This is a genomic window from Pelodictyon luteolum DSM 273 (assembly GCF_000012485.1).
Taxonomy (GTDB): domain Bacteria; phylum Bacteroidota; class Chlorobiia; order Chlorobiales; family Chlorobiaceae; genus Chlorobium; species Chlorobium luteolum.
Map to the genome: position 1 here is coordinate 1,425,719 of NC_007512.1, position 25,310 is coordinate 1,451,028.

At 57.1% G+C, this 25,310-nt stretch carries 20 protein-coding genes and 2 tRNA genes; 4 read left to right on the forward strand and 18 right to left on the reverse strand.

Features of this window, described 5'->3' with window-relative positions; genetic code table 11:
* Positions 1-31: 31 nt before the first annotated feature.
* Positions 32-1,162, reverse strand: coding sequence for a glycosyltransferase family 4 protein (locus PLUT_RS06560; RefSeq protein WP_011357997.1), 1,131 nt, complete (start codon positions 1,160-1,162; stop codon positions 32-34).
* A gap of 18 nt (positions 1,163-1,180) precedes the next feature.
* Positions 1,181-3,526: a glycoside hydrolase family 65 protein gene (locus PLUT_RS06565; protein ID WP_011357998.1), complete on the reverse strand. Its 2,346-nt coding sequence runs from the start codon at positions 3,524-3,526 to the stop codon at positions 1,181-1,183.
* A 341-nt stretch (positions 3,527-3,867) separates the two neighbouring features.
* On the opposite strand from PLUT_RS06565, the gene PLUT_RS06570 reads away from it, so the two are divergent.
* Positions 3,868-5,070 carry a leucine-rich repeat domain-containing protein gene (locus tag PLUT_RS06570; protein WP_011357999.1) on the forward strand — a complete coding sequence of 401 codons (1,203 nt, stop codon included), beginning with the start codon at positions 3,868-3,870 and terminating at the stop codon, positions 5,068-5,070.
* A gap of 127 nt (positions 5,071-5,197) precedes the next feature.
* Here the strand turns inward: PLUT_RS06570 and PLUT_RS06575 are convergent, their stop codons facing one another.
* From PLUT_RS06575 to PLUT_RS06595, 5 genes are all read right to left on the reverse strand, one after another.
* Positions 5,198-6,748, reverse strand: a complete 1,551-nt coding sequence (locus PLUT_RS06575; protein ID WP_011358000.1) for a sodium ion-translocating decarboxylase subunit beta — start codon at positions 6,746-6,748, stop codon at positions 5,198-5,200.
* Between the two features lie 95 nt (positions 6,749-6,843).
* The gene (locus tag PLUT_RS06580) at positions 6,844-8,691 is read right to left on the reverse strand and encodes a biotin/lipoyl-containing protein (RefSeq protein WP_011358001.1); all 1,848 of its coding nucleotides are present in this window, start codon (positions 8,689-8,691) and stop codon (positions 6,844-6,846) included.
* A gap of 77 nt (positions 8,692-8,768) precedes the next feature.
* Positions 8,769-9,050, reverse strand: a complete 282-nt coding sequence (locus PLUT_RS06585; RefSeq protein WP_011358002.1) for an OadG family transporter subunit — start codon at positions 9,048-9,050, stop codon at positions 8,769-8,771.
* A 69-nt stretch (positions 9,051-9,119) separates the two neighbouring features.
* Positions 9,120-10,640, reverse strand: coding sequence for a fumarate hydratase (locus PLUT_RS06590; protein ID WP_041464125.1), 1,521 nt, complete (start codon positions 10,638-10,640; stop codon positions 9,120-9,122).
* Between the two features lie 44 nt (positions 10,641-10,684).
* Positions 10,685-11,149, reverse strand: a complete 465-nt coding sequence (locus PLUT_RS06595) for a universal stress protein (RefSeq protein ID WP_011358004.1) — start codon at positions 11,147-11,149, stop codon at positions 10,685-10,687.
* A 288-nt stretch (positions 11,150-11,437) separates the two neighbouring features.
* Here PLUT_RS06595 and PLUT_RS06600 point away from each other — a divergent pair, with 288 nt between their 5' ends.
* Positions 11,438-12,988, forward strand: a complete 1,551-nt coding sequence (locus tag PLUT_RS06600; RefSeq protein WP_011358005.1) for an AAA family ATPase — start codon at positions 11,438-11,440, stop codon at positions 12,986-12,988.
* A 4-nt stretch (positions 12,989-12,992) separates the two neighbouring features.
* Here PLUT_RS06600 and PLUT_RS06605 read toward each other — a convergent pair whose 3' ends face one another.
* The 7 genes from PLUT_RS06605 to PLUT_RS06635 all read right to left on the reverse strand — a co-directional run bounded on the left by PLUT_RS06605 (position 12,993) and on the right by PLUT_RS06635 (position 21,144).
* Entirely contained in the window at positions 12,993-13,868 is an 876-nt protein-coding gene (locus PLUT_RS06605; RefSeq protein ID WP_011358006.1) for a VIT1/CCC1 transporter family protein, read from the reverse strand.
* A 33-nt stretch (positions 13,869-13,901) separates the two neighbouring features.
* Entirely contained in the window at positions 13,902-15,779 is a 1,878-nt protein-coding gene (htpG, locus tag PLUT_RS06610; RefSeq protein ID WP_011358007.1) for a molecular chaperone HtpG, read from the reverse strand.
* A 142-nt stretch (positions 15,780-15,921) separates the two neighbouring features.
* Entirely contained in the window at positions 15,922-16,791 is an 870-nt protein-coding gene (locus PLUT_RS06615; protein WP_041463850.1) for an N-acetylneuraminate synthase family protein, read from the reverse strand.
* 47 nt (positions 16,792-16,838) lie between these two features.
* The gene (locus PLUT_RS06620) at positions 16,839-17,357 is read right to left on the reverse strand and encodes a KdsC family phosphatase (RefSeq protein WP_011358009.1); all 519 of its coding nucleotides are present in this window, start codon (positions 17,355-17,357) and stop codon (positions 16,839-16,841) included.
* Positions 17,358-17,867: 510 nt separating this feature from the next.
* Complete coding sequence (locus PLUT_RS06625; protein ID WP_011358010.1) at positions 17,868-18,746, reverse strand: ADP-polyphosphate phosphotransferase; 879 nt, start codon at positions 18,744-18,746, stop codon at positions 17,868-17,870.
* A gap of 165 nt (positions 18,747-18,911) precedes the next feature.
* On the reverse strand, positions 18,912-19,454 hold the full coding sequence (locus tag PLUT_RS06630; RefSeq protein WP_041464126.1) for an inorganic diphosphatase: 543 nt from the start codon (positions 19,452-19,454) through the stop codon (positions 18,912-18,914).
* 136 nt (positions 19,455-19,590) lie between these two features.
* Positions 19,591-21,144 carry a mechanosensitive ion channel family protein gene (locus PLUT_RS06635; protein WP_157858159.1) on the reverse strand — a complete coding sequence of 518 codons (1,554 nt, stop codon included), beginning with the start codon at positions 21,142-21,144 and terminating at the stop codon, positions 19,591-19,593.
* A 231-nt stretch (positions 21,145-21,375) separates the two neighbouring features.
* On the opposite strand from PLUT_RS06635, the gene PLUT_RS06640 reads away from it, so the two are divergent.
* Both PLUT_RS06640 and PLUT_RS06645 read left to right on the forward strand, forming a co-directional pair.
* Complete coding sequence (locus PLUT_RS06640) at positions 21,376-22,965, forward strand: peptide chain release factor 3 (protein ID WP_011358013.1); 1,590 nt, start codon at positions 21,376-21,378, stop codon at positions 22,963-22,965.
* Between the two features lie 177 nt (positions 22,966-23,142).
* Positions 23,143-23,337: a hypothetical protein gene (locus PLUT_RS06645; RefSeq protein ID WP_157858160.1), complete on the forward strand. Its 195-nt coding sequence runs from the start codon at positions 23,143-23,145 to the stop codon at positions 23,335-23,337.
* Here PLUT_RS06645 and PLUT_RS11130 read toward each other — a convergent pair.
* The 4 genes from PLUT_RS11130 to PLUT_RS06660 form a co-directional block, all read right to left on the reverse strand.
* A complete protein-coding gene (locus PLUT_RS11130) occupies positions 23,321-24,091 on the reverse strand; it encodes a response regulator (RefSeq protein WP_162010066.1) in 771 nt (256 codons plus the stop codon). The two genes, PLUT_RS06645 and PLUT_RS11130, sit on opposite strands and share 17 nt — an antisense overlap.
* Complete coding sequence (locus PLUT_RS11135; protein WP_049752372.1) at positions 24,024-24,884, reverse strand: PAS domain S-box protein; 861 nt, start codon at positions 24,882-24,884, stop codon at positions 24,024-24,026. Before PLUT_RS11135 ends, PLUT_RS11130 begins: the two co-directional genes overlap by 68 nt.
* Positions 24,885-25,119: 235 nt before the next feature.
* Positions 25,120-25,192: transfer RNA gene (locus PLUT_RS06655), tRNA-Pro, on the reverse strand.
* A gap of 15 nt (positions 25,193-25,207) precedes the next feature.
* Positions 25,208-25,280 (reverse strand) — tRNA-Arg (locus PLUT_RS06660).
* Between the last annotated feature and the right edge of the window lie 30 nt (positions 25,281-25,310).

The window sequence follows — 25,310 nt, forward strand, 5'->3', positions numbered from 1 at the left end:
CCTCTCATCCCTTTCGGGGGCATCAGCACGTTCATGATCGGTCAGCGGCACCTGCCGGGCGGCCAAGCAGGCGATGCAGGGGTTCCGGCCGGCGTTCAGGCTGCAGCACGGATTCAAGACGGCGATCGGGGAGAAGATCCATATAGAGCGACTCGTAGGAGCGGACCATCGCATCGGCCGAAAAGCGCTCGAGGAATTCCTGACGGCACCGGCTGCGTGAAATGGTATCAATCTCCCGGATGGCATTGATGAAATCCATCCGGCTGTTGCAGACGAATCCGGTCTTGCCTCCGGTGATGATTTCCGGAGCTGATCCGCATCCGCGGACGATGACCGGAGTGCCTGAAGCAAGGGCCTCGATCATGACGAGCCCGAACGGCTCGGGCCAGTCGATGGTGTTGAGCAACGCCCGTGCGTTTTTCAACAGCTCCCTTTTCCTGCACTCATCCACCTCGCCGACATACTCGACGAGCGGATGCTGGAGAAGCGGCTTGATTCGCTGATCAAAATACTCCCTGTCGACAGGGTCTATCTTGGCTGCAACCTTCAGGCGCACCCCGCAGGCAATTGCAAGCATCATGGCCTGGTCAGGACGCTTTTCCTCTGAAAATCTGCCGAGGTAAAGGAAATAATCGTCGGGATGCAGATTGTAGTCGAACGAGGAGGGAGGGTAGCCGTGGTAGATGGTCCCGACCCAGTTGATGTCGGGGACAGGACTGCGCTGATTGTCGCTGATCGACACTAACGGGAGATGTCGGTATCTGCGGAGAATTGCGGCATAGTCGTCGATATCAAGACGGCCGTGCATGGTGAAGACGGTAGGCGCCTTTGCGTGAACGGCGAATGGAAAAGTCACGTACTCGAGGTGGGAGTGGATGATATCGAACTCGTCCGCCATCTCGCCGTACACCTGGGCAAGCATCAGCATCGTCGTAATCAGCGGAGAGTGTTCCTTGCGTCCAAGCCGCAGTCCTTCCCGGACCGGTGCGATGAGCCTTGCGCTTGTAATCGAATCGCCCGAAGCGAAAAGGGTGACATCATGACCGCGGGCGACAAGACCTTCGGTAAGGTGGTAAACCACCCGTTCGGTGCCTCCGTATTTTTTTGGCGGCACCCGTTCAATAAGCGGGGCGATCTGTGCAATCCTGAGCTGCGTGTTCATCGGTCATCTCCTTCTGATTCATGATGCAGTGTATGGAAGTTCGGTAAGGACATTCGTTCTGATCCTGCTTGTTTTGCGGTAAAGGGTGAGCGGCAGTTCGATATCTTCAAGGGAGTGCACCAGCACCGACACCCGGTCGTGCAGCACCTTCACATCCACCGTCCGGTCCCGCCAGCGGACCGAGAAGGAGAGGCTCTCCCACTTTTTCGGCAGCCAGGGTTTCAGGACCAGCCGGTCGGACTTGATTGAAAATCCTCCAAATCCGGAAATGACCGTCTGCCAGGTTCCGCCGACCGCTGCGGCATGTATGCCGAGATCGGTGTTTTTGTGGAGGTTTTCAAGGTCGAACAGCGCCGTTTTCATGAAATAGCTGTAGGCATGCTGGCGCCGGCCGGCCTGGATTCCCATTATGGCGTGAACGCAGTGGCTGAGTGATGACTTGTGCGCCGTGCGCTTTTCATAGAAATCGTAGTTGACTTCGATCTCTTTACGCGTGAATGCATGAGGAAAGAGCATGATCATCATCAATACATCTCCCTGCTTGATGAGACGGGTCGAAGCAATGTTGCGGTATGTCACACCGCGGGGAAGCACCGGGTGCCCTTCACGGTCGAACCGGTCGATCACATGGTCTTTCAGGGCGAAATAGCCGTCGAACTGCTCGATGACCCCTGTTTTCTGATCTCGCCTGAAGCCGAGCTTGCGGCTCATCCTCAGCCATGCCGCTGCTTCGGCACGGGTGAGGGAAAGTCGTTCGGAAAGGGCTTCGAGCACCTCCGGCCGGGATTTGCCGACATGCTTGAACAGCATGGCCGCCAGTTTGAGGTGCCATTTGACGAGCGCATTGGTATAGGCATTGTTGTCGACATGCTCATGGAACTCATCGGGCCCGATGACGCAACGGATCTCGCATCGCTCCCCGCTGTCGATCACACGGGAGGCCCAGAAGCGCGCCGTGAGGAAAATCATCTCCAGTCCGCAGTCAACGAGAAATGCCTCGTCTCCCGTAACACGGAAATACTTTTCCACACCGTATATCACATCAGAAACGATGTGATCCTCCTCCGCCCCCGTATAGATGAACCGGATGGTCCGCTCAAGCTTGGAGGCGAAACGCGGGGTCACATCAACACCGGTCGTTGCCGACTCCCATGCGTATTTTGCCCCTGCGTACCCCAGCCTCCGGGCGTTTTCCCTCGCACCCGGCAGCGTGTTGAACCGGTAGAGCAGCATGTTTCTGGCGATATCCGGGAAGTTGTAGATGAAGAACGGAAGGATGAAGATCTCCGTATCCCAGAACACGTGGCCGAGATAGCCCTCACTGCTGAGAAACTTCGCCCCGACTCCCCCCGGTGCCGGCGGGCCGTTGATGAGAAGCTGGTAGATGTTGTAGCGAAGGGCTTTCTGGGCGGCATCATCACCCTGTATCTGGACGTCGGCCTGTTTCCACCGTTCATCCCAGAGGCTCACATGGGAGCGGATCTCCGTCTGAACGCCCTTACGGACAAAGGCGCGGAGCCGGCATATGGCGTCTTTCATCATGGCCTCCGGCGGCACTTCCCTGGCGGTGGTGACAACGGAAAGCTTTTCAAACAGGTAGGGCTTTCCCCGCTGGACATCGAGGGTGATTTCGCTGGTGAACTTCTCCCCGTAGATCCTCGGTTCCCATTTCAGATGCTGCCCCGGCGGTGCAACCAGCCGCCAGGAAGCTGCCTCGGCAATGCGCATTTCCTGCTCCCGGGTCTTCATCTCCAGGTACATGAAGTTGCGTCCGCGCTCGATTTTTTCGAGCTGCAGGTGCTTCAGCAGTTCTTCAGGAAAGTAGCCGCGATTGCAGACACCGCCGTTCAGCCCGCTGAACACGCGGAGCGGACCGGAAAAATTCCGCGGGGTTATTCTGACAAGCATGCATCCGTAATGCTGGTTATGCAGCATGACAATGCGGAGGGTCTCAAGGGTGAGGATCTTTCCTGTAGGGTGGCGGTAGGTGGTTCTACGGTGCAGCGCACCTTTTTTGAGGTCGAGGATCTGCTCATGCTGGATGGCGCGGGAGGTGGACAGGCAGAACTTCTGGCCCTCCACCCAGAGCGACAGGTCGGTCCACATCGGGCACTTGACCAGTTCCTCCACATCAGCTTCGGACTTGTCGTACACACCGGAAATGTACATCCCTCCGGCATGGCCGGATGGCAGTTCCTCAAGGCTGCCCCTGATATTGAGGTAACCGTTGCCGAGCGTCAGGAGGGTCTCGTTGATGCGGATATGCTTTTCACTCCGCCGGAATCCGCTCTTGCGAAGGAGCCACTCCTCCTTAGAAAGCTCCAAAAGGCTATCAGCCCAGGGTACTCTTGCATCCGCTCCCATGACAACCTCCCCGGGAAATGTTCCCGTTCCTTCATTTACAGTGGGGGATGATGAAAAATTAAACGGCCTCCCTCCCAAAAAAGTTCAATGAGCGCCCTGAAGAATACAGCCAGGGGCACGGTGGATACAGTGTCCTGTAAGGGAAATTCGGAACAGCACAAAAAAACTACTGCCAGAAGAGGCTGATTTCAGGGGTCCCGGTATGGGGATAACGCATTTTTTCTTATTATTTAAGAACACGGCGCCCCCCAAGAAGGCGACCGACGGATCCATGCTCAAACCGACGAGCGGTCCACCGGTTGCAAGAAGCCGTTTTACCAATGCTTTAACCGCCACCTGTCTTGGAGCAAAACACCTACAACCAATGCCCCGTCTGCAGCTTCCCCCTCACTGCTGACAGCGCCGTCTGCCCCCGGTGCGGCAACGACATTCTCGAAGAGATCTCCTCGCTTGACCAGCAGGACAGGGAACGGCATAACCGTACCATAGAAGATAAAAAAGCCGAATGGTACACCCGCTGCCTGACCGACAAGCTCGCCGGGTTCCAGCCCCCCGAAGAGGACACCCCGGTAGAAATAAAAGAGAACCGGGAAGCCCGCCATATCTGCTGCAGCCCCGATGAAGCCGAATTCCTCCGCACAACCAGCCGCAGGGACCTGCTCCGCGATAGCGGACTGCGGAAAAAATGGTGGGAGTCACTGACCGCCGAGTGGAAAGACGTGGTCCGCCACACCCTGAAAGTGGTTCGGGACCCCGCTGACAATGAACTGCTCGCTTTTTTCGACACCACGCATCTGCGCTGCGACAACCGCAGGATCCATGATCTCCTCCCGGTCGCGCCCCTCGAAAAGCTTCAGCAGCTGCGGTGCGACGAGTCCCCCGTCGAAAGCCTTGAGCCTGTCGCCGGCCTCACGAACCTGCAGCGTATGTATGCCTTCGACTGCGATTTTTCTTCCCTTGAGCCGCTTCGCGGACTGAAAACCCTCAAACTGCTCTGGATTTCGAGCACAAGGGTCGCCTCACTTGAACCGATACGCGACCTGGAAAACCTTGAGGAACTCTACTGCTCCGAAACCCCGATCACCGACCTCTCTGCGCTGAGGAACCTCAAGGCCCTGGAAAAACTCAGCTGCTATAAAACAGGGATCACATCCATCGACGCGCTCTCGGACCTGGAAAACCTGATAGAACTCGGCATCAACAATTCGGCGGTCAACGACCTCTCGCCGCTTTCTGCTCTCAAGAACCTTGAATACCTCCGCTGCAATAAAACCGCCATCGAGAGCATCGAACCGCTCCGTAACCTGCCGTTCCTCCGCGAACTCAGCATTGCAGCAACTCCGGTAAGCAGCATCGAGCCCCTTGAGATGCACAGCGAACTCGAAGAGCTTGACATTTCCTATACCCAGGTACGCTCAATCGAGCCGGTCATGGCCCATGAAAGCCTTGAGAAACTGGAACTGACTGCGGGCCGGATACCCGACATCGAGCTCGAACGCTTTATTGAACTGCACCCGGACTGCGAGGTCATCCTGAAAAGCTGACCGGAAGAAAACGCGGGATACACTCCCCCATACCCTATACCTCCCAAGAACGCAGAATGGCGGCCCGATGGCCGCCATTCTGGCGTATTGCCTGTGCCTGCATTCGCCGGCACCATGGTCCTGAATGTTACATGAACACAGCGAGGAGTAGACCCGCGGCAACCGCAGAGCCGATGACGCCGGACACGTTCGGCCCCATGGCATGCATCAGGAGGAAGTTGTGCGGATCAGACTCAAGACCGACCTTGTTCGCTACACGGGCGGCCATCGGCACAGCCGAGACGCCGGCTGAACCGATAAGCGGATTGATCTTCTGCTTGAGGAAGAGGTTCATGAACCGAGCCATGAGGATACCGCCGGCCGTACCGACAGAGAAGGCGATGAGACCGAGGATGAGGATGCCGAGGGTCTCGATGTTCAGGAACTTCTCTGCAGAGAGCTTGCTGCCGACACCGAGTCCGAGGAAAATGGTGACGATATTGATGAGGGCGTTCTGGGACGTATCACTGAGCCTGTCAACAACACCGCACTCGCGCATCAGGTTACCGAACATGAGGAACCCGATGAGGGGAGCAGTTGAGGGCAACAGAAGCGCGCAGAGCAGGATCACGACGAGCGGGAAAATGATCTTCTCCCTCTTCGATACATAACGGAGCTGGCTCATCTTGATCTTGCGCTCAGCTTCGGTAGTGAAGAACTTCATGATCGGGGGCTGGATGATCGGCACAAGCGCCATATAAGAATAGGCGGCAACAGCAATGCTGCCGAGCAGCGCCGGGCTGAGACGGGAAGCCACAAAAATCGAGGTCGGACCGTCGGCACCGCCGATGATGCCAATGGAAGCGGCATCCTTCATGGTAAAGTTGATACCCGGAACATACTGCGAGAGAACGAGTGCGCCGATAAGGGTCGTGAAAATACCAAGCTGGGCAGCACCGCCGAGCAGGGCGGTTTTCGGGTTGGCGATCATCGGACCGAAATCGGTCATGGCGCCGACACCCATGAAGATGAGCAGCGGGAAGACACCGGTTTCGATGCCGACATGGAACACATAGTAAAGAATGCCGCCCTCATCATTGATATAGGCCAGCGGTATGTTCGAAAACACAGCGCCCATGCCGATCGGAATGAGAAGCAGCGGCTCAAACCCTTTGGAAATGCCAAGGTAGATGAGGAGAATGCCAACGCTGATCATGAGCAGACGGCCGAGACCTTCAGTCCATATCAGGTTGTTGTCGGTAATGAGGGCATAGATGCCGGTGCTCTCCATGAGGTTGTTCATCACCAAGCCGATCGACAGCCTCTCGTGGGTCACTTCGGATCCCTGGATGTTCACGAGGAGGTCTTCCCGGGAAATCCGGATGAGTTCAGTCCCGGCAGGAATCGGCGAGTACTTGTGATAGAGGGAATCGTTGATGTAGGTGATGTGGCCCGAAACGCCGGCAGTCACCGTAATCTTGTTATGGGCCTCATCAGAAAAGAGGGCGAGAAAATCTCCCTGCTTTACCTCGTCACCAACCTTCAGGTTCCGGCTGTCGCGTATCGGGACCTTCACCAATTCAAGGCTGTCGGGAACCTGAAGGGTCACCGAATTGCCTTCGGTCTGGAAAAAAGTCTGGGAAAACCCTGCCGTACTGAAGAGCAGCAGGGAAAACACGACTAACAGTAATTTGCGCATAGTTGTGGTTTGAAACCTATGAATTTTTCAGGGGTGCGCTCCCCATCCCTCCACACTGACAGCTGAAAGGATGGGGGCGTGTCACTCCGGTTTTATCAGGCGATGTATACGAGCACGTCACCGGTTGCCACCGTATCGCCGACGGCGACATCAATGGAGACGACTTTTCCAGCCCTCGGCGACTTGACGGGAGACTCCATCTTCATGGCCTCGATGATGGCGATCTCATCACCCTCGGCAACCGTGTCACCGACTTCGACGGAGATGGCCATGACGGTTCCGGGAAGAGAGGTTTCAACAGGAACGCCCTCACCTGAAGAAGGAACGGCTGCAGGTGCTGCTTCTGCGACAGGTTTCACGGCGCCGGTTCCATCGGCGACCGAAACATTGAAGGACTTGCCGTCCACGGTAACGATATAGTTTGACATACAGGATTTCTGGGGTTTGACGATGAGTTCATTAAGACGCTGATTCACATTCTTCGGTTCGGCCGTGCCATGCTTTTTTGCCACCTTTGCAGCCATTTCAGCCTCAACATCAGCTTTGTAGCGGATGCCGAGCGGCTTGTCGCCCTGGAGGAACGAAATCCCTTTTGCGCCGCATGTTGCAGCGATGAAGATGTTCTCTTCCGTGACGGGAACGCCTGCTTTCTCAAGCAGCGAACGGTTGTAGGCAATGCCGAGCTCGGGGTTGCGGTCATTGATGTCGTGCACATCCTCTTTCGTCGGCTGAAGTCCGAGCTGTTCGGATGCAAGCCGCACCACTTCCGGATCAGGCTCTGCAGGGGTGTTGCCGAAATAGCCGAGCACCATCTTGCCGTAGCTGTCGGTGATCTTCGTCCAGGGGCCCTGCACGGTGTTTGCGAAAGCCTGCTGGAAATAGAACTGGGAAACCGGGGTGACGGACGAGCCGAACCCGCCCTTGGCGACCACTTCACGCATGTTGCGGATGACCTCCGGGAACAGGTGCAGGGTGTTGTTGTCGCGCATCATCTGGGTGTTGGCCGTAAGCGCGCCGCCGGGCATCGGCGAGAACGGGATGACGGGGTTGACCTCTTTGGCTTCCGGCGGCATGTAGTACTTCTCCATCCGTTCAGCAAAGAGCGCCTCGACCTCGATGTACTTCTCGGGATCGATGTCAAGCGTATAGTCGGTGCCGCGCAGGCGGTGCCACATGGTGAGGATGTCGACCTCGGCCGTGCCTCCGCTGACGGGAGCCATGGCAAGATCGATGATGTCCGCTCCGCCTTCAATTGCGGCGAAGTTGCAGGCCACGCCCATACCGGCGGTGTCATGGGTGTGGAACTCGATGATGGTACCCTCTGGGAGCATCGCACGTGCGCCCTTGATTGATTCATAGACCACCGTCGGGGTCGTCACGCCGGAAGCGTCCTTGAAGGCAACGCTGTCGAACGGAATGCCGGCGTCAAGGATCTCACGAAGCTTGTCGAGGTAGAACTTCGGGGTGTGGCAGTAGCTCTCCTTCAGTCCCGGAGGAAGGCCCATGAGGGCAATGACGACCTGATGCTTGAGGCCCGCATTGTGGATGCACTGGCCGGAGTATGCGATATTGCGCACATCCATCAGGGCGTCGAAGTTGCGGATGGTGGTGATGCCGTGCTTCTTGAACATCCTTGCGTGCAGGTCGATGATGTCGCGCGACTGCGATACCAGACCGACGACGTTCGCACCCCTTGAAAGGGTCTGGAGGTTGATGTCGGGACCAACAACCCTGCGGGCGGCGTCCATCATCTCGAAGGCATCCTCCTGGCAGTAGAAGTACAGGCTCTGGAACCGGGCGCCTCCACCGATCTCGAAATTATCCGTCCCGGCTGCAACGGCAGCCTCGAGAGCGGGGATGAAATCCTCAGTCTTCACCCGTGCGCCGTAACAGGACTGGAACCCGTCACGGAATGATACATCCATAAACCGTATTCTTTTCATGTGCCTTCTTTGGTTTTATTGAGCTTTTTCAGTTCGTCGATACGTTTTCAGCCGCCGTGCATGGCCCGGGCTGAGCTTTAAGACTGCCGTGCGGCATGGGCATGGACCGCCGCGGTTATCACTGCCGTCATTCTGGCCGCATCGCCTGCGGTTCCCATGGTGGCGGCAGCTTTCTTCATATCCTTTTCCCTCTTTTTCCGCCGCTTGGACTCGATCTCGTCAAGGATGCTCTTCTCTTCATCGAGCGCATGGGTTCTGAACACATTCGAAAGGATCTTGATCATCATGATCATCAGCATGATGAACACATACACGGTGAGCATACCCACCACCATGAGAATTACGCCGTCAAACGCCATAGCTTCGATTTTTATTGATTGTTGAGTAGCAAAACGGAACCCCGTCAGTCCGGCACCGGCCGGAACACCTTACCCTGCTGCCTCGAGGGCGCGCTTCGAATCGTTCTCTATCTCGCTGTGAAGGCTGTTGCCGTGTGCGTCCATGGTTACGATGGCCGGGAACCCTTCGACCTCGAAATGCCACATCGCTTCCGGCACGCCCATCTCCTCAAGCAGATCCACACCGGTGACCTTCTTGATGCACGCCGCATAGTACTGCGCAGCACCGCCGATTGCGTTCAGGTAAACCGCCCCGTGCTCCTGGAGCCCGGCCAGGGTCTTCGGCCCCATGCCGCCCTTGCCGATGATGGCGCGCAGGCCGAGTTTCTTTATGACGTCCGCCTGGTAAGGCTCTTCACGGATCGAGGTTGTCGGGCCTGCAGCGTTGACGGCGTAAGATCCGTCCTCGTTTTTAAGGATGACCGGTCCGCAGTGATAGAGCACTCCCCCGCGGGTATCGACCCCTTCGGGAAGGTCATGGTGCATGATGTAGTGATGGAAGGCATCCCTGCCGGTATGCATTTCGCCGCTGACGAGCACCACGTCGCCGACCCTCAGCGAGCGTACCTCCTCTTCGGTGAGAGGGGCCTTCAGCACCACCTCTTTTCCGGTGAGAGGCATCCCCTCCCCTTTGGCCATGCGGGTGATTTCATTTTCGTCACGGAACTGCCACTCTTTCACCGACCCGTCAGCCGGATCGACAATGATGCCGAGACGGCGGTAGGCCCAGCAGTTGTATGCCACAGACACGAAAAAGCTTGCCGGCACCCGGTGCGACTTGCCGATCTTGCAGCCGAGCAGGGTGGTTTTTCCGCCGAAGCCCATCGGGCCGATGCCGAACGTGTTTGCCGAAGCCATGATGCTCTCTTCGAGGCCCTGCAGATCATGATCCGGATTGGTGTCGTCGACCCGGCGGAAGAGCTGTTTTTTGGCAAGCTCGTAGCCGCTGGTGCGGTCTCCCCCGACGCCGACGCCGATGAAGCCCGGGCTGCAGCCCTGACCCTGCGCCTGCCAGACCGAGTGGAGGATGCACTTGCGCACGCCGTCGATATCGCGTGCCGCCCTGCCGAGTCCGGGAACCTCCATCGGAAGGGAATACTGGATGTTCTTGTTCTCGCAGCCGCCGCCCTTCAGGATGAGGCGCACTTCGATGTCCTCTTTTTCCCAGGGCTCGAAGTGGATGACGGGGACATGGCATCCGAGATTGTTTCCGGAATTCTTTCCGGTGATGGCATCAACTGCATTCGGGCGGAGTTTGCCGGTACGCGATGCCTCAGCGATCGCTTCTTCGATCTCCCGCTTCATGAAGAGCTGATCGACGCCTTTCGGGGCGTGGATGAAGAATGTCGGCATGCCGGTGTCCTGGCAGACCGGAGCGACGCGGTCGACCGCCATATCGATGTTGAGCGAAATGGCCGACATGGAAAGCCCTGCCCTGGAATCCGGATCCTCTCTCTCTATGGCCGCAGCAATGGCACGGCGGACATCGCTCGGAAGGTTGGCGGAGGTCTCGGTGATCAGCGACAGTACTGAATTGCGGAAGTTCGTCATCATAACAAAAAAGCTATGCGGTTCAATGAAATTTCTACTGGCACTCAGGCCGAAACGATCCGGCCCGAAACGTCATGCTTGACAAGCAGCACCGGAATGTCGCAACCGCGGAACACCGCTTCAGCAACGCTGCCCATCATCAGCCGCTTGAGACCTGTGCGGCCGTGGGAGCCCATGATGATGAGATCGGCACCCCACAGCGCGGCCTGCTCGGTGATGACACTGTCCGCCTCTCCCCTGAGCACCAGCACATCGGCCGCGAGTCCCTTCTTTTTCTCTCTCATGAGCAGGGACGAAAAGTGTTCGGGAAGCACATCTTCCTGACGGGCCCCGCCGATTTCCACGCCGTAGCCGGCAGCAGTCTTTTCAGCGATGTTGCCGCCGTGCAGCACATGCAGGAACCGCACATGCGCTCCTACCCGGTGGGCGAAATCGACCGCGTAGCGCACTGCCGTATGCGACGCTTCGGAATAGTCCGTCGGACAGATGATTTTGGTAAGATGGATCATAGTCAGAGAAATGGAACCAAGGGTTAACCGCCAGCAGCCGGAAAGGCCTCTCTGGCGCCGGGAGAAAATGGTATCTACAAAATTTCAATTTAAACTTTTTTTGGACTTAAGCTATCAGATTGTGACCGGTTCGGCCAAACCGCTGGATATCACAAATGCCCCTCCGGCCGGCGACTCCGTCCACCTCCATCAGGCTTGCCGGACACCCTGCACGCTCGTATATTGATAAAATCAGAGAGTTCCGTTTCCTACAAACCTCCCCCTCCGGCCCCATCACGGGGAGCTGCCATGAACCGTCTGCCGGAATCGCTTCTGGACCCCCAGGCATACCCGCACCCCACTGGTGAAATTGTATTGGTCGAGACCCATATTTCATGGGTATTTCTTGCGGGCGGCTATGCCTACAAGGTCAAAAAACCAGTTGATCTCGGGTTCCTCGACTTCTCAACCCTTGAAAAGCGCAGGCAATTCTGCCACGAGGAGCTGCGGCTGAACCGGAGGCTATGCCGGGGCATCTACCTTGATGTCGTACCGGTTGTCCAAAGAGACGGGCGGCTTCATATCGGGGGAGAGGGTGAGACGGCAGACTACGCCGTCAAAATGGTACGTTTCGACCGGACACAGGAGCTCGACCGCCTGCTCCGGTCCGGCGGCCTGAAACAGGCACTGGTCGAGCAGCTTGCCTCAAAGATCGCAGCCTTTCACACATCCCTTGACCCGCTTCCCCCTTCGACCCCGTACGGCACAGCCGATACGCTCATCAAGCCCATGCTCGAGAACTTCGGCCATCTGGAGCCGGCTGCAACCGATGCAGGCGAGGGCGCCCTCGTCGAGCGGCTGAGGAAGTGGACACTCGAACGCCACAACGAGCTCATGAGGGTATTCGCCGGGAGAAAAGCCGCAGGATGCATACGCAGGTGCCACGGCGACCTGCATTCGGGCAATATGGTGCTGGTGAACGAGGAGGTGGAGGTGTTCGACTGCATCGAGTTCAGCAATAGGCTCAGCTGCATCGACGTCGCCAGCGATGCCGGATTTCTTTTCATGGATCTCCTGCATGCAGAAAGGAGGGATCTGGCCTGGTGCTTCCTGAACCGGTGGATGATGGAAACCGGCGACTACGGCGCGATGCGGGTAGTACGTTTCTACACCATCTACAGGGCGCTGGTGCGGGCAAAGGTGACGGCGATACGCTACAGCCAGGAAACAGGCGAAGCGCGAAAGCTTGCCCTGCAGGAGCACCGTTCCTATATCGGCTTTGCCGGCCGGTGCATAGAGGAGAAACGCCCATACCTGCTCATCACAACGGGACTCTCCGGCAGCGGCAAAACGACCCATGCCGCCGCACTCGCCACGACACTTGGCGCAGTGCATGTCCGGTCCGACATTGAGCGCAAGCGCCTTCGGGGCCTGAAACCGCTTGAGAGCAGCCGGGAGCTTTCGGAGTCCATCTACACCACACAAATGAGCCGGGCGACCTACAACCAGCTGCTAGAGGCGGCGGATGCTGCACTTTGCGGTGGCTACCCGGTCATTGCCGATGCCGCGTTCCTCAGGAAGAGCGAGAGAAAAGAGTTCATTGATCTGGCCGGTTCACTCGGATGCCCCTGCAGGATCCTGGCGTATGAAGCCCCTGATGAGGTGCTCATGCAACGGGTGCGACTGCGGAGTGAACGGCACAGCGATGCCTCCGAAGCAGACGAAGCGGTCCTTCTGGAACAATATGCCAGACGTGAGGGGTTCAGCGGCAAAGAGGAGCCGCTGGTGCTGAGGATAGCAACAGCGGGAAAGGTGGACCCGGAGGCTGAAGGGAGGCGGGTTACGGCCTCCCTCCACTGACCGGTCATACCTCTATGCCGAAAGCATAGCGGATGACATAGCCGGCAAGGAAACTCAAGGCGGCAACCGAGAAGCTCAGCCCGACCATTTCAAGGAACCGGGTCCTGAAGGGCACGTCGCGGGCAACGGAAATGTAGTAGTTGAAGAATCCGATGATGCAGACCGCTCCGAAAAACGACAGGCCGAGCGACACATAGAGGTCGGCGATCAGGATGAAGGGCGCAACCAGCACGATGACGGTCAGAATATAGGCGATGCCGGTATAGATGGCTGCACGGAAAGGGTTGTTTCCGTTCGGTTCAGACTTGGTCGACAGATACTCCGAAGCCGCCATCGATAGCGCTGCGGCAAATCCCGTGATGGAGGCGGTAAGAGCCACAAGTCTTGTATCCTGCAGGGCAAGAGTCAGACCGGCAAGCACACCCATCAGTTCGACAAGCGCATCGTTCAGGCCGAGTACGATCGAGCCGGTGTACTGCAGGCGTTCCTCGTCAAGCAGCTTGAGCAGGGCCTCCTCATGCTCCTCTTCGTCGCGGAGAATGCCGTTGACTTCATGCAGCGAGGGCGGCAGGGCTCCGTAGGCATCGAGTGCGCCTTTTTCCCCCTTCTCCATCAGCCTGATGCCGAAGGTGAATCCGAAGAGCATGCTGACCAGTGAGTAGAACCAGATCCTGAAACGGCTGGGAGCCACGTCCCTGCGGCTATGGTTCTTCCAGATATTGTAGTGCCGCATCTCGTCATCGGCGATCTGGGCCAGCACCCGGCGGTTCTTCACCCCGCGGACCCTGGTGGCCAGATTGCGGTAGATATGGTACTCGGTGATCTCGTTCTTCTGGAATGCCTCGATCTCCCTTGTGTTCAGTTCCCTGTTGCGTTTCACAGTCCTGGTGTTTGTTATTGTTGGGGTATGCCGTTACCGCGAAAGCGTCGCTGCCTCGATCAACTCATTCATCCGCGAGACAAAGCCCGTGGTGGAATCCAGTCCGCCCTCAAGAAGCAGTGCCCCTTCGTACAGCTGGTGGATTGCGGTACGGATGAGGGGGTTATTGTCGTTGGCCATCATCATGCCCGACAGGTTCCTGATGATGGGATGCGAAGGGTTCACCTCGAGGATCTTCCTGCCGGCCGGCATCTCCTGCTGCATCATTTTCATCATCCGCTCCATCTGGCTGTCCATGGCGTCCTTGCCGCTGACAAGCGTCACGGGAGAGCTGACGAGGCGGTGTGACTCGACAACGTCCTCGATGCCCTCGCCAAGGGTTTCCCGGAAGATCTTCAGCAGCGGAACAAGCAGATTTTCAGCGATCGGCTCCGTCTTGTCCTTCGTTGCTTTGGAGAAGTCAATGTCCGCCTTTTCGATGGACTTGAGCTGTTTTTTGTCGTACTCGTGGATGGAGGGAATCACGAACACATCAACCGGATCACTGAGCAGCAGCACTTCGATCCCCTTGTCCTGGAAATACTCAAGGTTCGGGTTGGCAAGGAGCTGGGCCCTGCCTGCACCGGAATGGTAGTAGATCTCTTTCTGGTCCGGAGCCATGCGGGCGGCGTACTCTTTCAGGGTGACGTACTCCCCCTCCCCGGTCTTGGTGCTCTCGAAGCGCAGCAGCTCGATGAGTTTGTCGCGGTTGGTGAAATCAGTGTTCAGTCCGATTTTGACAATGGGGCCAAAAGCCTTGTAGAAGGTCCTGAACTTCTCCGGCTGAGCGGTAGCGAGCTCCTCGAACCAGCCAAGGATCTTCCCGGTCAGGATCTGCCGGATTTTCGACATTACGGGGCTCGACTGCACGATTTCACGAGACACGTTCAGCGACAGGTCCTCGGTGTCGACCACGCCCGCGATGAAGCGGAGATACTCGGGAAGCAGATCACGGCACTCGTGCTGGATCATCACCTTTTTCACATAGAGCTGCGGACCTTTGTTCTCGAGTTCGCCCTGGCGATAGAGCAGCTCCATCGGAGCCTCTTTCGGAAGAAACAGGATTGCCTTGAAGCTGACGGCCCCTTCCACCGACACGTGGAGGTAGTCGAGGGGTTCGTTGAAATCGTTGCTGATGAACTTGTAGAATTCGTTGACCTCCTCCTGCTTCAGCTCGCTCTTCGGACGCTGCCAGAGGGCGGTGATGCTGTTGAGCTGCTTCGTTTCGAGATAGATCGGGAAATCGACGAAGTTGGAGTACTTCTTGATGATGTGCTCGACCCGGTACTCTTCGGCAAACTCCTTGTGCTCGTCCTTGAGGGTGAAGGAGATCCGGGTGCCGGGCTCTTTTTTGTCGATCTTTTCGATGGTGTAGGTCCCCTGGCCTGACGAGCGCCACCGGAGGCCTTCAGACCCGGCCCGTGCGCTGCGGGTCTCGACCGTGACGTCGTCGGTCACCATGAACACCGAGTAGAACCCGACGCCGAACTGGCCGATGAGGTTGCCGTCGAGCTCCTTTTTCTCCTGGCGGAGCGCCTGCATGAAGCCGAGGGTGCCGGACCTGGCCACGGTGCCGAGGTTGGCGATCAGTTCCTCCTCGGTCATGCCGATGCCGGTGTCTTCAATGGCGAACGCTGCCGTCTTGGCGTCAAGGGAGATCCTGATGGCCGCCTCTCCGGAGACTTTGGCCATGGTGTCGTCGGTAAGGGCGCTGAAGCGCGCCTTGCTGAGGGCATCGGAAGCATTGGAGACAAGCTCGCGGAGAAAGATTTCGGGATGGGTGTAGAGGGAATGGACGATGAGGTCGAGCAGCTGTTTCATTTCTGCCTTGTACTCGAACTCCTGCACTGCTGTATTCTGCTTGTTGCTCATGATGAAAGGTCGTTGATCTCGTTCGTAGAATAATAGTATATGCCGCCGTCGGTACACGGCAAGGCCGCTGCCCCACCCGGCGGGCGAAGGAGGAATTTAAGGGAGACGGGTAAATATAGCAAGCCTTCCCCCCCGGAAGCACTCAGGAGCGGCGGAGTTTTTTGCGTGCTGCTGCCTCTCCTGCATAGACCCGCTTGATGCCGTCGCCCATGGCTTTTTCAATGTCGCGGATGTTTTCGACGAGGCGCGACATGCCGGAGATCTCAACCGAGGCGGCCTGGTCCGACCCCCACATGGCACGGTCGAGGGTGACATGGCGTTCAACGAAGGTTGCTCCGAGCGCAACAGCCGCCCAGGTGGTCGGGAGCCCGGTTTCATGGCCGGAATAGCCGATCGGTACCCCCGGATAGAGCGACTTGAGGCTCGATATCATTTTGAGGTTGAGCTCCTCGACCGGACAGGGATAGGTTGAGTTGGTATGGGCGATAAGGAGGTTTTCGGACCCGAGCTCATTGACGGCGGCCTCAACCTCATCCATGGTCGACATGCCCGTTGAAATGATGAGGGGACGGCCGGTGCCCTTCGTTTTCCGGAGCAGGGGCAGATCGGTGAGCGAGGCCGAGGCCGCCTTGTAGCATGGCGGCTCGAATGCCTCCATGAAATCAACCGCCTCTTCGTCCCAGCACGAAGCAAACCAGAGGATATTGTTTTGCCTGCAGCAGCGGTCGATCTCGGCGTACTCCTCCGCTCCGAACTCAACCTTGTAACGGTAGTTGATGTAGGTCATCCGGCCCCAGGGTGTATCGCGCTCGATGTCCCGCTGATTCTCCGGCACGCAGAGATCCGGAGTCCTTTTCTGAAACTTCACGGCATCGCATCCGGCAATGGCCGCGCTCTCTATGAGCTTTTTTGCGACATCGAGGGACCCGTTGTGATTGATGCCTATCTCGGCGATGATGAAAACGGGCTGGCCGTCACCGACAGCCCTGCCACCTATGTTCACTGCTTGCATTGCTCTTTTGTGATAACGATGAAAAAATACTGGTCGGCCGACCCTGCCTAAAGGCTTCTCAGGCGAAGGAGCCATTCGGCGAAATCCCTGAATGCCCCGTACCCTCCGTCCGCTGCGGCCCGGTAATGAACAAGGGGTTCGACAAACGATGTAGCGTCACCGGGACATGCCACGAGGCCCTCGGGCGCGATAGCCTCCATGATCTCCACATCGTTGACATCGTCCCCGATGTAGGCCAGTTCGGACAGCTGCAGACCGGTTTCCATAAGGACAGCCTCAAGCATCGCCCGCTTGTCCTTGACGCCGAGGTACAGGCGGGTCATGCCGAGCTTTTCGGCACGCTTCCTGATGCTCGGGGACACTTCCCCCGTCATTACTGCGGTATCAATGCCGTGAAGACGCAGACGCTCAACCCCCATCCCGTCACGGATAGAGTAGCGCTTCATCACCTCCCCGGACTCGGAATAATAGACGCCGTTGTCGGTGAACACACCGTCATTGTCGGAAATAACGAGCCGAATCTGGGCAGCACGGGTCGCAAGCGTTGCAAAAGGCAGTGAAAGCATAGGGATCAGCGTATCATGGATCTGCCCCCGGAAAGCCTCTTAGAGACTCCGTACCCCGGGGAGCAGGGGGACTGTTTCTGCCGCAGAATATATGAACATTTTGGTCATTTTCCGGCATGCGCATTAAAAGCGAACCAGGGCGGCAAAAAGCTGTCAACAAGTTATCAACATTCCATACACATCAGGAAGCAGTGTTGTCAACAGCACACCACGAATTACGCCAGAAGGGTAAAAGAACATAAAAACCCCCATAAAGCACTACATAAAGACAACTTAGAAATGTATACCCCCTTAACATCCTACCGCCATGACCTGATAAAAGAGTTTCAGATACGCCCTTCATGAAAGTTGTCAACACCGGAAGCGCCGTTCATGGGCAAGCTGCTAAAGGCCCCGGGGCACTTTCACGCCACAGAGTACGCCACGGGGGATGCCGTGCCGTAATAATGATCCCGGACCCCCATGCCGCATCGTCCATCCGCCCCCGGTTCTGCATCAAGGGGAGCTCAGCTATTCGGCCAACAGCACTCTTCTGCAGGCCTGCAGCTCTTTTTTCCGTTTACTTGAAGCGACAGGATAGCTGAGATCCAGCCCCTTGAAGAGATCAAGCAGTATGGAGGAAACAATCAGCCGGGCGTTGCGCTTGTCATCGGCCGGAACCATGTACCAGGGGGCATCGGCACTGCTTGTCGCCGACAGGCAGGCGGCATACGCTGCCATGTATTCATCCCAGTATCGGCGTTCCTCGATGTCGTTCATGCTGAACTTCCAGTTCTTGGCCGGCTTGTCAATCCGTTTCAGGAACCGACGCCGCTGCTCCTCTTTTGAAAGGTGGAGAAAAAACTTCACGATCCGGGTACCATTGGCGTGAAGATGGCGTTCCATGTCGTTGATCGAGCGGAAGCGGGCTTCCCATACATCCTCCTTCCGGGGGTGACCGTTGGCGATTCCTTCGCTCTCAAGGATTTCGGGGTGAACGCGGACTATCAGCACCTCTTCATAGTAAGACCGGTTGAAGATGCCGATACGGCCCCGGGAGGGAAGGGCGCAGGTGGTGCGCCATAGAAAGTCATGGGCGTGCTCCTCCATCGAGGGATGCTGGAAACTGTGGACCTCGCATCCCTGGGGATTGACACCGGTCATGACGTGACGGATGCAACTGTCCTTTCCTGCCGCATCCATGGCCTGGAATACCAATAGTACCGCATAGCGGTTGTCGGCATAGTGTACCTCCTGCAGCTCACTGAGCGACGTCACATGGGCTGAGAGCAGCTCCCGATAGTGCTTTCCTGATGAGTACAGCGGTTCGACAAGGGTCGGACGGGAGGAGAGGTCGAGCGTTTCGCCGGGTGCGGCACAAAATACTGAGGTATCAAGCAAACTGTCCATGGCCGTGTCTCCTGGATTGACTGCAAGGTGAGATTGCAATGCGCTGTATAGGTATAATATAGTACAGCGCACTCCAACACCCTGCGATTAAGCGGCTGGAAACAGAAAGCGGCAGGAAGACCGGAGTCCGCCTGCCGCTTCAAGCATAGAATGAAGCCCCGGGCCTCAGACTTTGGGTGCATAGACCTTGTCGTAGTTTGCAATGGCATGCACAACACTCTGGCGCGCGATCTCGGCATTCTGGAACTGTTCGACAAGCACCGTCTTTTTCTCGAGTGATTTGTACTCTTCGAAAAAGTGCTGGAGCTCCGAATTGAAGTGTGGTGAAAGCTGGTCGATGTCGAAGATGTTGCTGAGGCTCATGTCATCTTCAGCAACGGCTATGATCTTGTCGTCACCCTCGCCGTGGTCGATCATGCGCATCACGCCGATCACCCGTGCACGCACCATGCACATCGGCACGATCTGGCACTGAGAAATCACCACGATGTCAAGCGGGTCATGATCATCGCCGAGCGTCTTGGGGATGAAGCCGTAGTTGGCGGGATAGAACACGGAGGAAAACAGCACCCTGTCGAGCCTCAGCATGCCGGTTTTCTTGTCGAGCTCGTACTTGGTTTTGCTGCCCTGTGAGATTTCGATGATTGCGTTGACAATCTTAGGACTGTCCTCACCGATCTCGACGTGATGCCAGGGATTGAAATTCATGGGCGTATGAATCATTTAAAGTATTGAAAGCCTCCAACAGAAAATGCTGAGCCAGTATAGCATTTTTTTTCAAACCGCCATAGGACCCCGGCGATCTCAATGAGGAATAGTCCCCAGGGCATGAGCGAATCGCACGTCATTTAGCATTGCCGTCAACATGGACACGGAACTGCGGTGCCTCTACGCCCGTCTCCTGGTGCCCCGGGGGAAGTGTTGAGGCGTTGCCGTCCCTGAGGGACGCATAATGCGGCGAAAGGATCTCTATGCCCGCTTCTGCGCAGCAGTCCTGGATATTCTGGTAGAGCATGGAGTATGTAAGGGCCATCTGCAGGGGGCAATCGGTATAGGCGTTGATCTCATAGCGGACATAGTAATCGTCCAGGCCGGTCTGCAGGACGAAAGGCTTCGGATCCTGAAGGATGCCCTCTGTCCTGCCTGCCGCATTTATGAGGGTCTCGTGCACCAGCCGCCAGGAGATGTCATAGCCGAGGGTGATGGTAGCATGCAGGATAAGCCTGCCCGCATGCGACACGCCGCTGTAGTTGATAATGTGGCTTCCCATCACCATGCCATTGGGTATGGTGATCTCCTCGTTCTTGATGGTCAGGATGCGGGTGACGAGCAGCCCCTTTTCGATGACGTCACCGACGGTGTCGGATATTTTCACCCGGTCCCCCACCCTGAATGCGCCCGTGTAGGTCATCACGACACCGGAGACGACATTGGCCACGACAGAGGTTGAACCCAGCGAGAAGAGCAGACCAATGAAGACCGAAATGCCTTGGAACGCGGGTGAAGACGAACCCGGCAGGTACGGGAAAGAGAGTACCAGCGCGAGTGCTATCACCAGAAAACGGACCAGCTGATAGGTAGGCGTGGACCACTCCGCCTTGAATCCGCTGAGGGTGATCGTGCCTTTTTCAACTTCGCCGAAGAGGAACCCGATCAGCTTCAGTCCGTACCGGGTGGAGAGGATCACCAGCATGAGAATGAAGAGGCTCGGGATGTAGCCCAAAAATCCGCTCCAGGCATGCTCGATGCTGAGGAAAAGGGAGCCGAGGGCACTCTGCACCGTTCCGCGGGTCCCGGGAAAAATGCTGAACAGGCCGGTCAGGTAGACAAACGCAAGCAGTGCATTGAGGGTATAGCGGGCATAACGGCTGAGGCCAAGAAGAAAGCCGGTGAGCTGGGAGGCCGTGAATACCTGCACCTTCTGGATGGAAAAACCCTTCAGCCTGCGGTCCTTTTCCCGACGGATGCGCACTTCAAGCGCCTGGAAGCCGGTTTTGAGCCAAGCCGATATCCGAAGCAGCAGCAACGTCTCAAATGCAATGAGAGCAACATTTACGAACAGCTCGACAGCAGGCATCTGCAACAAGCCCCTGAGAGCGAACCATCCTTCACCAATACTGCGCGCGATGACGGGATGACCTGCAAGAATCTGCAGACCGGCGGCACAAGCAGCGAGTATGAGTGCCAGTCGGGCGGCATAGGTAACGCCGCGGGTGAGGGCCGATGGATCATTGAGCTTCAGTCGGCCGACAGCCAGCCTGATGAGGGGGACCCGCTTAAGGAGGCCGGCCGCAAATCCTGCGATACGGCCGGCAAACAAAAAGCCGAAGAGGACGACAGCAAGAGCTGCGGCAAGGGTTGCCCAGAGGGAATCAAAAGTGACAGAAGAAAAATCCATGCGCTCCATCTGCAAACGGCCAGTGGGTTATGGGGACTAGTGAGGTTTAGGGAAAGATACATCAGCAACGACTGGAATACACTCCTTTTTATGCTGCCAACAGCCGGGCGGGACCCGGCGCTACGCCGGAGCCGTCCGGCGGGATGAAATTCTTTTTTTGGACGCCGTCTTCGTATCTTCCCCCCCTGTCGCCCGGCACAACCGACACACGAAGAAACGCACCGAACACCAATGGATTTACAGAAAGAGATCTCGAGACGGAAGACATTCGCCATCATCAGCCACCCCGACGCAGGCAAAACCACACTGACAGAGAAGTTCCTCCTGTTCGGCGGAGCCATACAGACCGCCGGCGCAGTAAAAAGCAACAAGATCCGCAAGAGCGCGACCAGCGACTTCATGGAGATTGAAAAGCAGAGGGGAATTTCAGTGGCCACCTCCGTCATGGGATTCGAGTACGGCTCGAGACGCATCAACATTCTTGACACGCCGGGTCACAAGGACTTTGCAGAAGATACCTACCGCACCCTTACGGCCGTTGACAGCGTCATCCTCGTCATCGACTGCGTCAAAGGAGTCGAGGAACAGACCGAACGCCTGATGGAGGTCTGCCGCATGCGCCGAACTCCGGTCATCATCTTCATCAACAAGCTGGACCGCGAAGGACGTGAGCCGTTCGAGCTGCTTGATGAACTTGAGAACAAACTCTCGATCAGTGTCCGCCCCCTCACCTGGCCCATCGGACAGGGCCAGTCGTTCAAGGGTGTCTACAACCTCTACGGAAAAAGCCTCAACCTGTTCGAATCGGGTTCCAGCCGCGTGACACAGAGTTTCGTCAGCCTCCAGGACCTCAACGATCCGGAACTGGACCGGTGGATCCCTGAAAGCTTCTCAAAAAAATTGCGCGACGATGTCCTTCTCATAGAAGGCGTCTATGAGCCGTTCGACAGAGAGCTCTACCGCGAGGGTCTTCTGGCGCCGGTGTTCTTCGGAAGCGCCATCAACAACTTCGGCATCCGGGAGCTGCTTGAGACCTTCACAGAAATAGCTCCGAGCCCTGATGCCCGTGAAGCTGCCGAACGAACGGTTCACGCAGCCGAGGAGGCCATGACGGGGTTCGTCTTCAAGATCCATGCAAACCTCGACCCGAACCACCGCGACAGAACGGCGTTTTTCAAGATCTGCTCGGGGCGGTTCGAACGCAACCGGTTCTACACCCACACCCGGCTGCAGAAAAAAGTCAGGTTCTCAAGCCCCACCCACTTCATGGCCAACGAAAAGAGCATCATCGACGATGCCTGGCCGGGTGACGTCATCGGCCTCTACGACAACGGTTCACTGAAAATCGGCGACACCCTCACCGAAGGCGAGGACCTTCACTTCCGCGGCATCCCGAGCTTCTCCCCAGAGATCTTCAAGGCCCTTGAAAACCGGGATCCCATGAAGCAGAAGCAGCTCGACAAAGGCATCCGTCAGCTCACCGAAGAGGGTCTTGCGCAGCTGTTCATCCAGTTCGGGAACCGCAAGATCATCGGCACGGTAGGCGAACTGCAGTTCGACGTCATCAAGTTCCGACTCGAACACGAATACAACGCACAGTGCGATTTCACCCCCCTCCGGTACCACAAGGCATTCTGGGTGACGGGAGCCGACAAGGAGATGCTTGAAGAGTTCCGCCGCCGCAAGGCCGGTGCAATCGCCCTTGACCGCGAAGAGCGCCCTGTATTCCTTGCAGAAAGCGAATGGATGCTGAAGGTTGCCAGAGAAGACTACCCCTCCCTGGAATTCCATACCACTTCCGAATGCACGCCGGCTGAATAAGACACACCCCCTTACGGACATGCGTTCCGTAACGCCGCAACTGTATCAGTTCGGAACAACGCACACAGGCATCGACTGATGCCGACTGCGCCGCTCTGCCTCCGGCACGGCAATTGCTGTCCAATTGTTTTAATGACTGTGGCCACCATGGTCCGCAGTCGGGACAAACAGGCCCGCATGCAGATACGTATACATACTGCCGGAGGCATCAGCACCTACAGCGGCATCAACGAGATGCCCGAAGGCATCCTGAAAGGATTTGCGGCATGGATGATCATGACGGACGAGAGCTTTCTGGCAGTCCACGACACCGTCATAGAAATCATTGACAAAAAAAATGGGGCCGACGGGCCGGCTATGCCTCTGTCCTGAACATTTCCTGCACCTTGCCGATCAGCTCTTTGACGGAAAAGGGCTTCTGGATGAAATTAACGCTCCTGTCGGACACTCCGTGGCTACCGACGATGTCGGCCGTGTAACCGGACATGTAGAGCACCCTGACATCCGGATGGAGCTCGGTGAGCCTTGCGGACAGTTCACTCCCGTTCATCTCCGGCATGATGACGTCGGTAAGCAGGAGGTCGATCGAGCCGGCATACTCCCGGACCCGGCAAAGAGCTTTCAACGGAGAAGAGGCGACGAGAACCGTGAAGCCCCGGCTTTCAAGCACGAACCGGCAGAGTTTGAGGATGTCGGGCTCGTCCTCGACGATAAGGACCACCCGGCCGCCACTGCAGGCTGAAGTGTCGGACGCCTCCCTTTCAAGTTTCATGTCTGCATCATCTCCAAGAACATGGACAACCGGCAGATGGATGCTGAACCGGCTCCCCCTGCCGGGCTGGCTTGCAACGTCTATGAAGCCATGGTTCTGTTTGACGATGCCGTAAATGGTCGACAGACCAAGACCGGTACCCCTCCCGAGATCCTTCGTTGTGTAAAACGGCTCGAAAATATGGGAGAGGACTTCAGGATCCATTCCCGCGCCGGTATCTTCGACCGAAATCACCGCATAGTGGTTCGGCCTGTGCCCTGCAGATCCATCTTCGGGTACATGGCGCTCAAGGTGGACGCTCGCGGTACTTATGGTCACCGTTCCGCTCTGCCCTATCGCATCCCGTGCATTCACGCAAAGATTGGTGAGGATCTGGTCGATCTGCGAGGGATCGATTTTGATATGCACCCCCCCCCGAACCGGGTTGCCACTTGAGAGCGACATGCTCACCGATAAGCCGCTGCAGGAGGGAAAGCGTCCCCTCAACAGCTGAGTCGAGTTCGAGCACCTTCGGAAGAACGACCTGCCTGCGGGCGAACGCCAGCAGCTGACGGGTAAGATCCGCGGAACGGCTGGCCGCCTTGAGGATGGAATCCAGATGTCTGCGCAACTCCCCTTCTGGAGCGGTTTCCTCAAGAAGCGCCTCGGTATGACCGAGAATCACGGCCAGCATGTTGTTGAAATCATGCGCTATGCCGCCGGCGAGCTTGCCGACGATCTCCATTTTCTGGGAGTGCTGCAGTTGTTGACCGAGGCTCTCGTTCTCTTCTTCTGCCTTTTTGCGGTCGGTAATATCAAGCCCGGTACCGATGATATACGGCATGCCGGCAATGATTGCACGCCGGCCGGTCATGAGGAACCAGCGATAATCGGGCCCGCCGCGAAGCAGCACCCGGCCTTCGTCAATGTCCTCCTCCCCCGTCTCCAACACGCGGCGCATCCGCTCGATCGCTTCTGCCCTGTCATCGGGATGAAACGTTGCCATGGCATTGCGACCCGCCATTTCCTCGTCGCTGAGGCCGAGGATCTCGTCACGCTGATAGGCATTCCACCGTACATACCGCCCCATGGCGTCCAGCATGTAGAACGCTCCGGGGATGGACTCAATGATGCTGTCCGTGATGGCATGTCCGCTGACATCGGGCAAAGCCTGGTTTACCAAAGAGGGCTCATGGCCCGGGGGTGGGGTCCTTTCCATAATGATGCGACAAGAGTTGAGGGAGGGGGCAAGTCGTCACTATGTAAAATATACTTTTATTCACTCTGAGCAATACTGAAATATAACCACAGCATATAGAGTTGCATTGTCGGGCGGGGGGAGGAGGGAACTGTGACATAATAACAAAAGGCGACTGCGGAACCTGCCGCAATCGCCTTTAGTGTCGGGGTGGCGGGACTCGAACCCACGACCTCTGCGTCCCGAACGCAGCACTCTACCATCTGAGCCACACCCCGATATGATCTTCCCTGTGCCCTTGGACAGATTCGAACTGCCGACCTTTAGTTCCGGAAACTACTGCTCTATCCACTGAGCTACAAGGGCCTGCCTGTTCATCCCACAGCCTGAATCAGG

Coding starts and splice junctions, on each gene's coding strand:
- PLUT_RS06560 (WP_011357997.1), bottom strand. CDS start 1,162: ATGAACACGCAGCTCAGGATTGCACAGATCGCCCCGCTTATTGAACGG.
- PLUT_RS06565 (WP_011357998.1), bottom strand. CDS start 3,526: ATGGGAGCGGATGCAAGAGTACCCTGGGCTGATAGCCTTTTGGAGCTT.
- PLUT_RS06575 (WP_011358000.1), bottom strand. CDS start 6,748: ATGCGCAAATTACTGTTAGTCGTGTTTTCCCTGCTGCTCTTCAGTACG.
- PLUT_RS06580 (WP_011358001.1), bottom strand. CDS start 8,691: ATGAAAAGAATACGGTTTATGGATGTATCATTCCGTGACGGGTTCCAG.
- PLUT_RS06585 (WP_011358002.1), bottom strand. CDS start 9,050: ATGGCGTTTGACGGCGTAATTCTCATGGTGGTGGGTATGCTCACCGTG.
- PLUT_RS06590 (WP_041464125.1), bottom strand. CDS start 10,640: ATGACGAACTTCCGCAATTCAGTACTGTCGCTGATCACCGAGACCTCC.
- PLUT_RS06595 (WP_011358004.1), bottom strand. CDS start 11,149: ATGATCCATCTTACCAAAATCATCTGTCCGACGGACTATTCCGAAGCG.
- PLUT_RS06600 (WP_011358005.1), top strand. CDS start 11,438: ATGAACCGTCTGCCGGAATCGCTTCTGGACCCCCAGGCATACCCGCAC.
- htpG (WP_011358007.1), bottom strand. CDS start 15,779: ATGAGCAACAAGCAGAATACAGCAGTGCAGGAGTTCGAGTACAAGGCA.
- PLUT_RS06615 (WP_041463850.1), bottom strand. CDS start 16,791: ATGCAAGCAGTGAACATAGGTGGCAGGGCTGTCGGTGACGGCCAGCCC.
- PLUT_RS06620 (WP_011358009.1), bottom strand. CDS start 17,357: ATGCTTTCACTGCCTTTTGCAACGCTTGCGACCCGTGCTGCCCAGATT.
- PLUT_RS06625 (WP_011358010.1), bottom strand. CDS start 18,746: ATGGACAGTTTGCTTGATACCTCAGTATTTTGTGCCGCACCCGGCGAA.
- PLUT_RS06630 (WP_041464126.1), bottom strand. CDS start 19,454: ATGAATTTCAATCCCTGGCATCACGTCGAGATCGGTGAGGACAGTCCT.
- PLUT_RS06635 (WP_157858159.1), bottom strand. CDS start 21,144: ATGGATTTTTCTTCTGTCACTTTTGATTCCCTCTGGGCAACCCTTGCC.
- PLUT_RS06640 (WP_011358013.1), top strand. CDS start 21,376: ATGGATTTACAGAAAGAGATCTCGAGACGGAAGACATTCGCCATCATC.
- PLUT_RS06645 (WP_157858160.1), top strand. CDS start 23,143: ATGCAGATACGTATACATACTGCCGGAGGCATCAGCACCTACAGCGGC.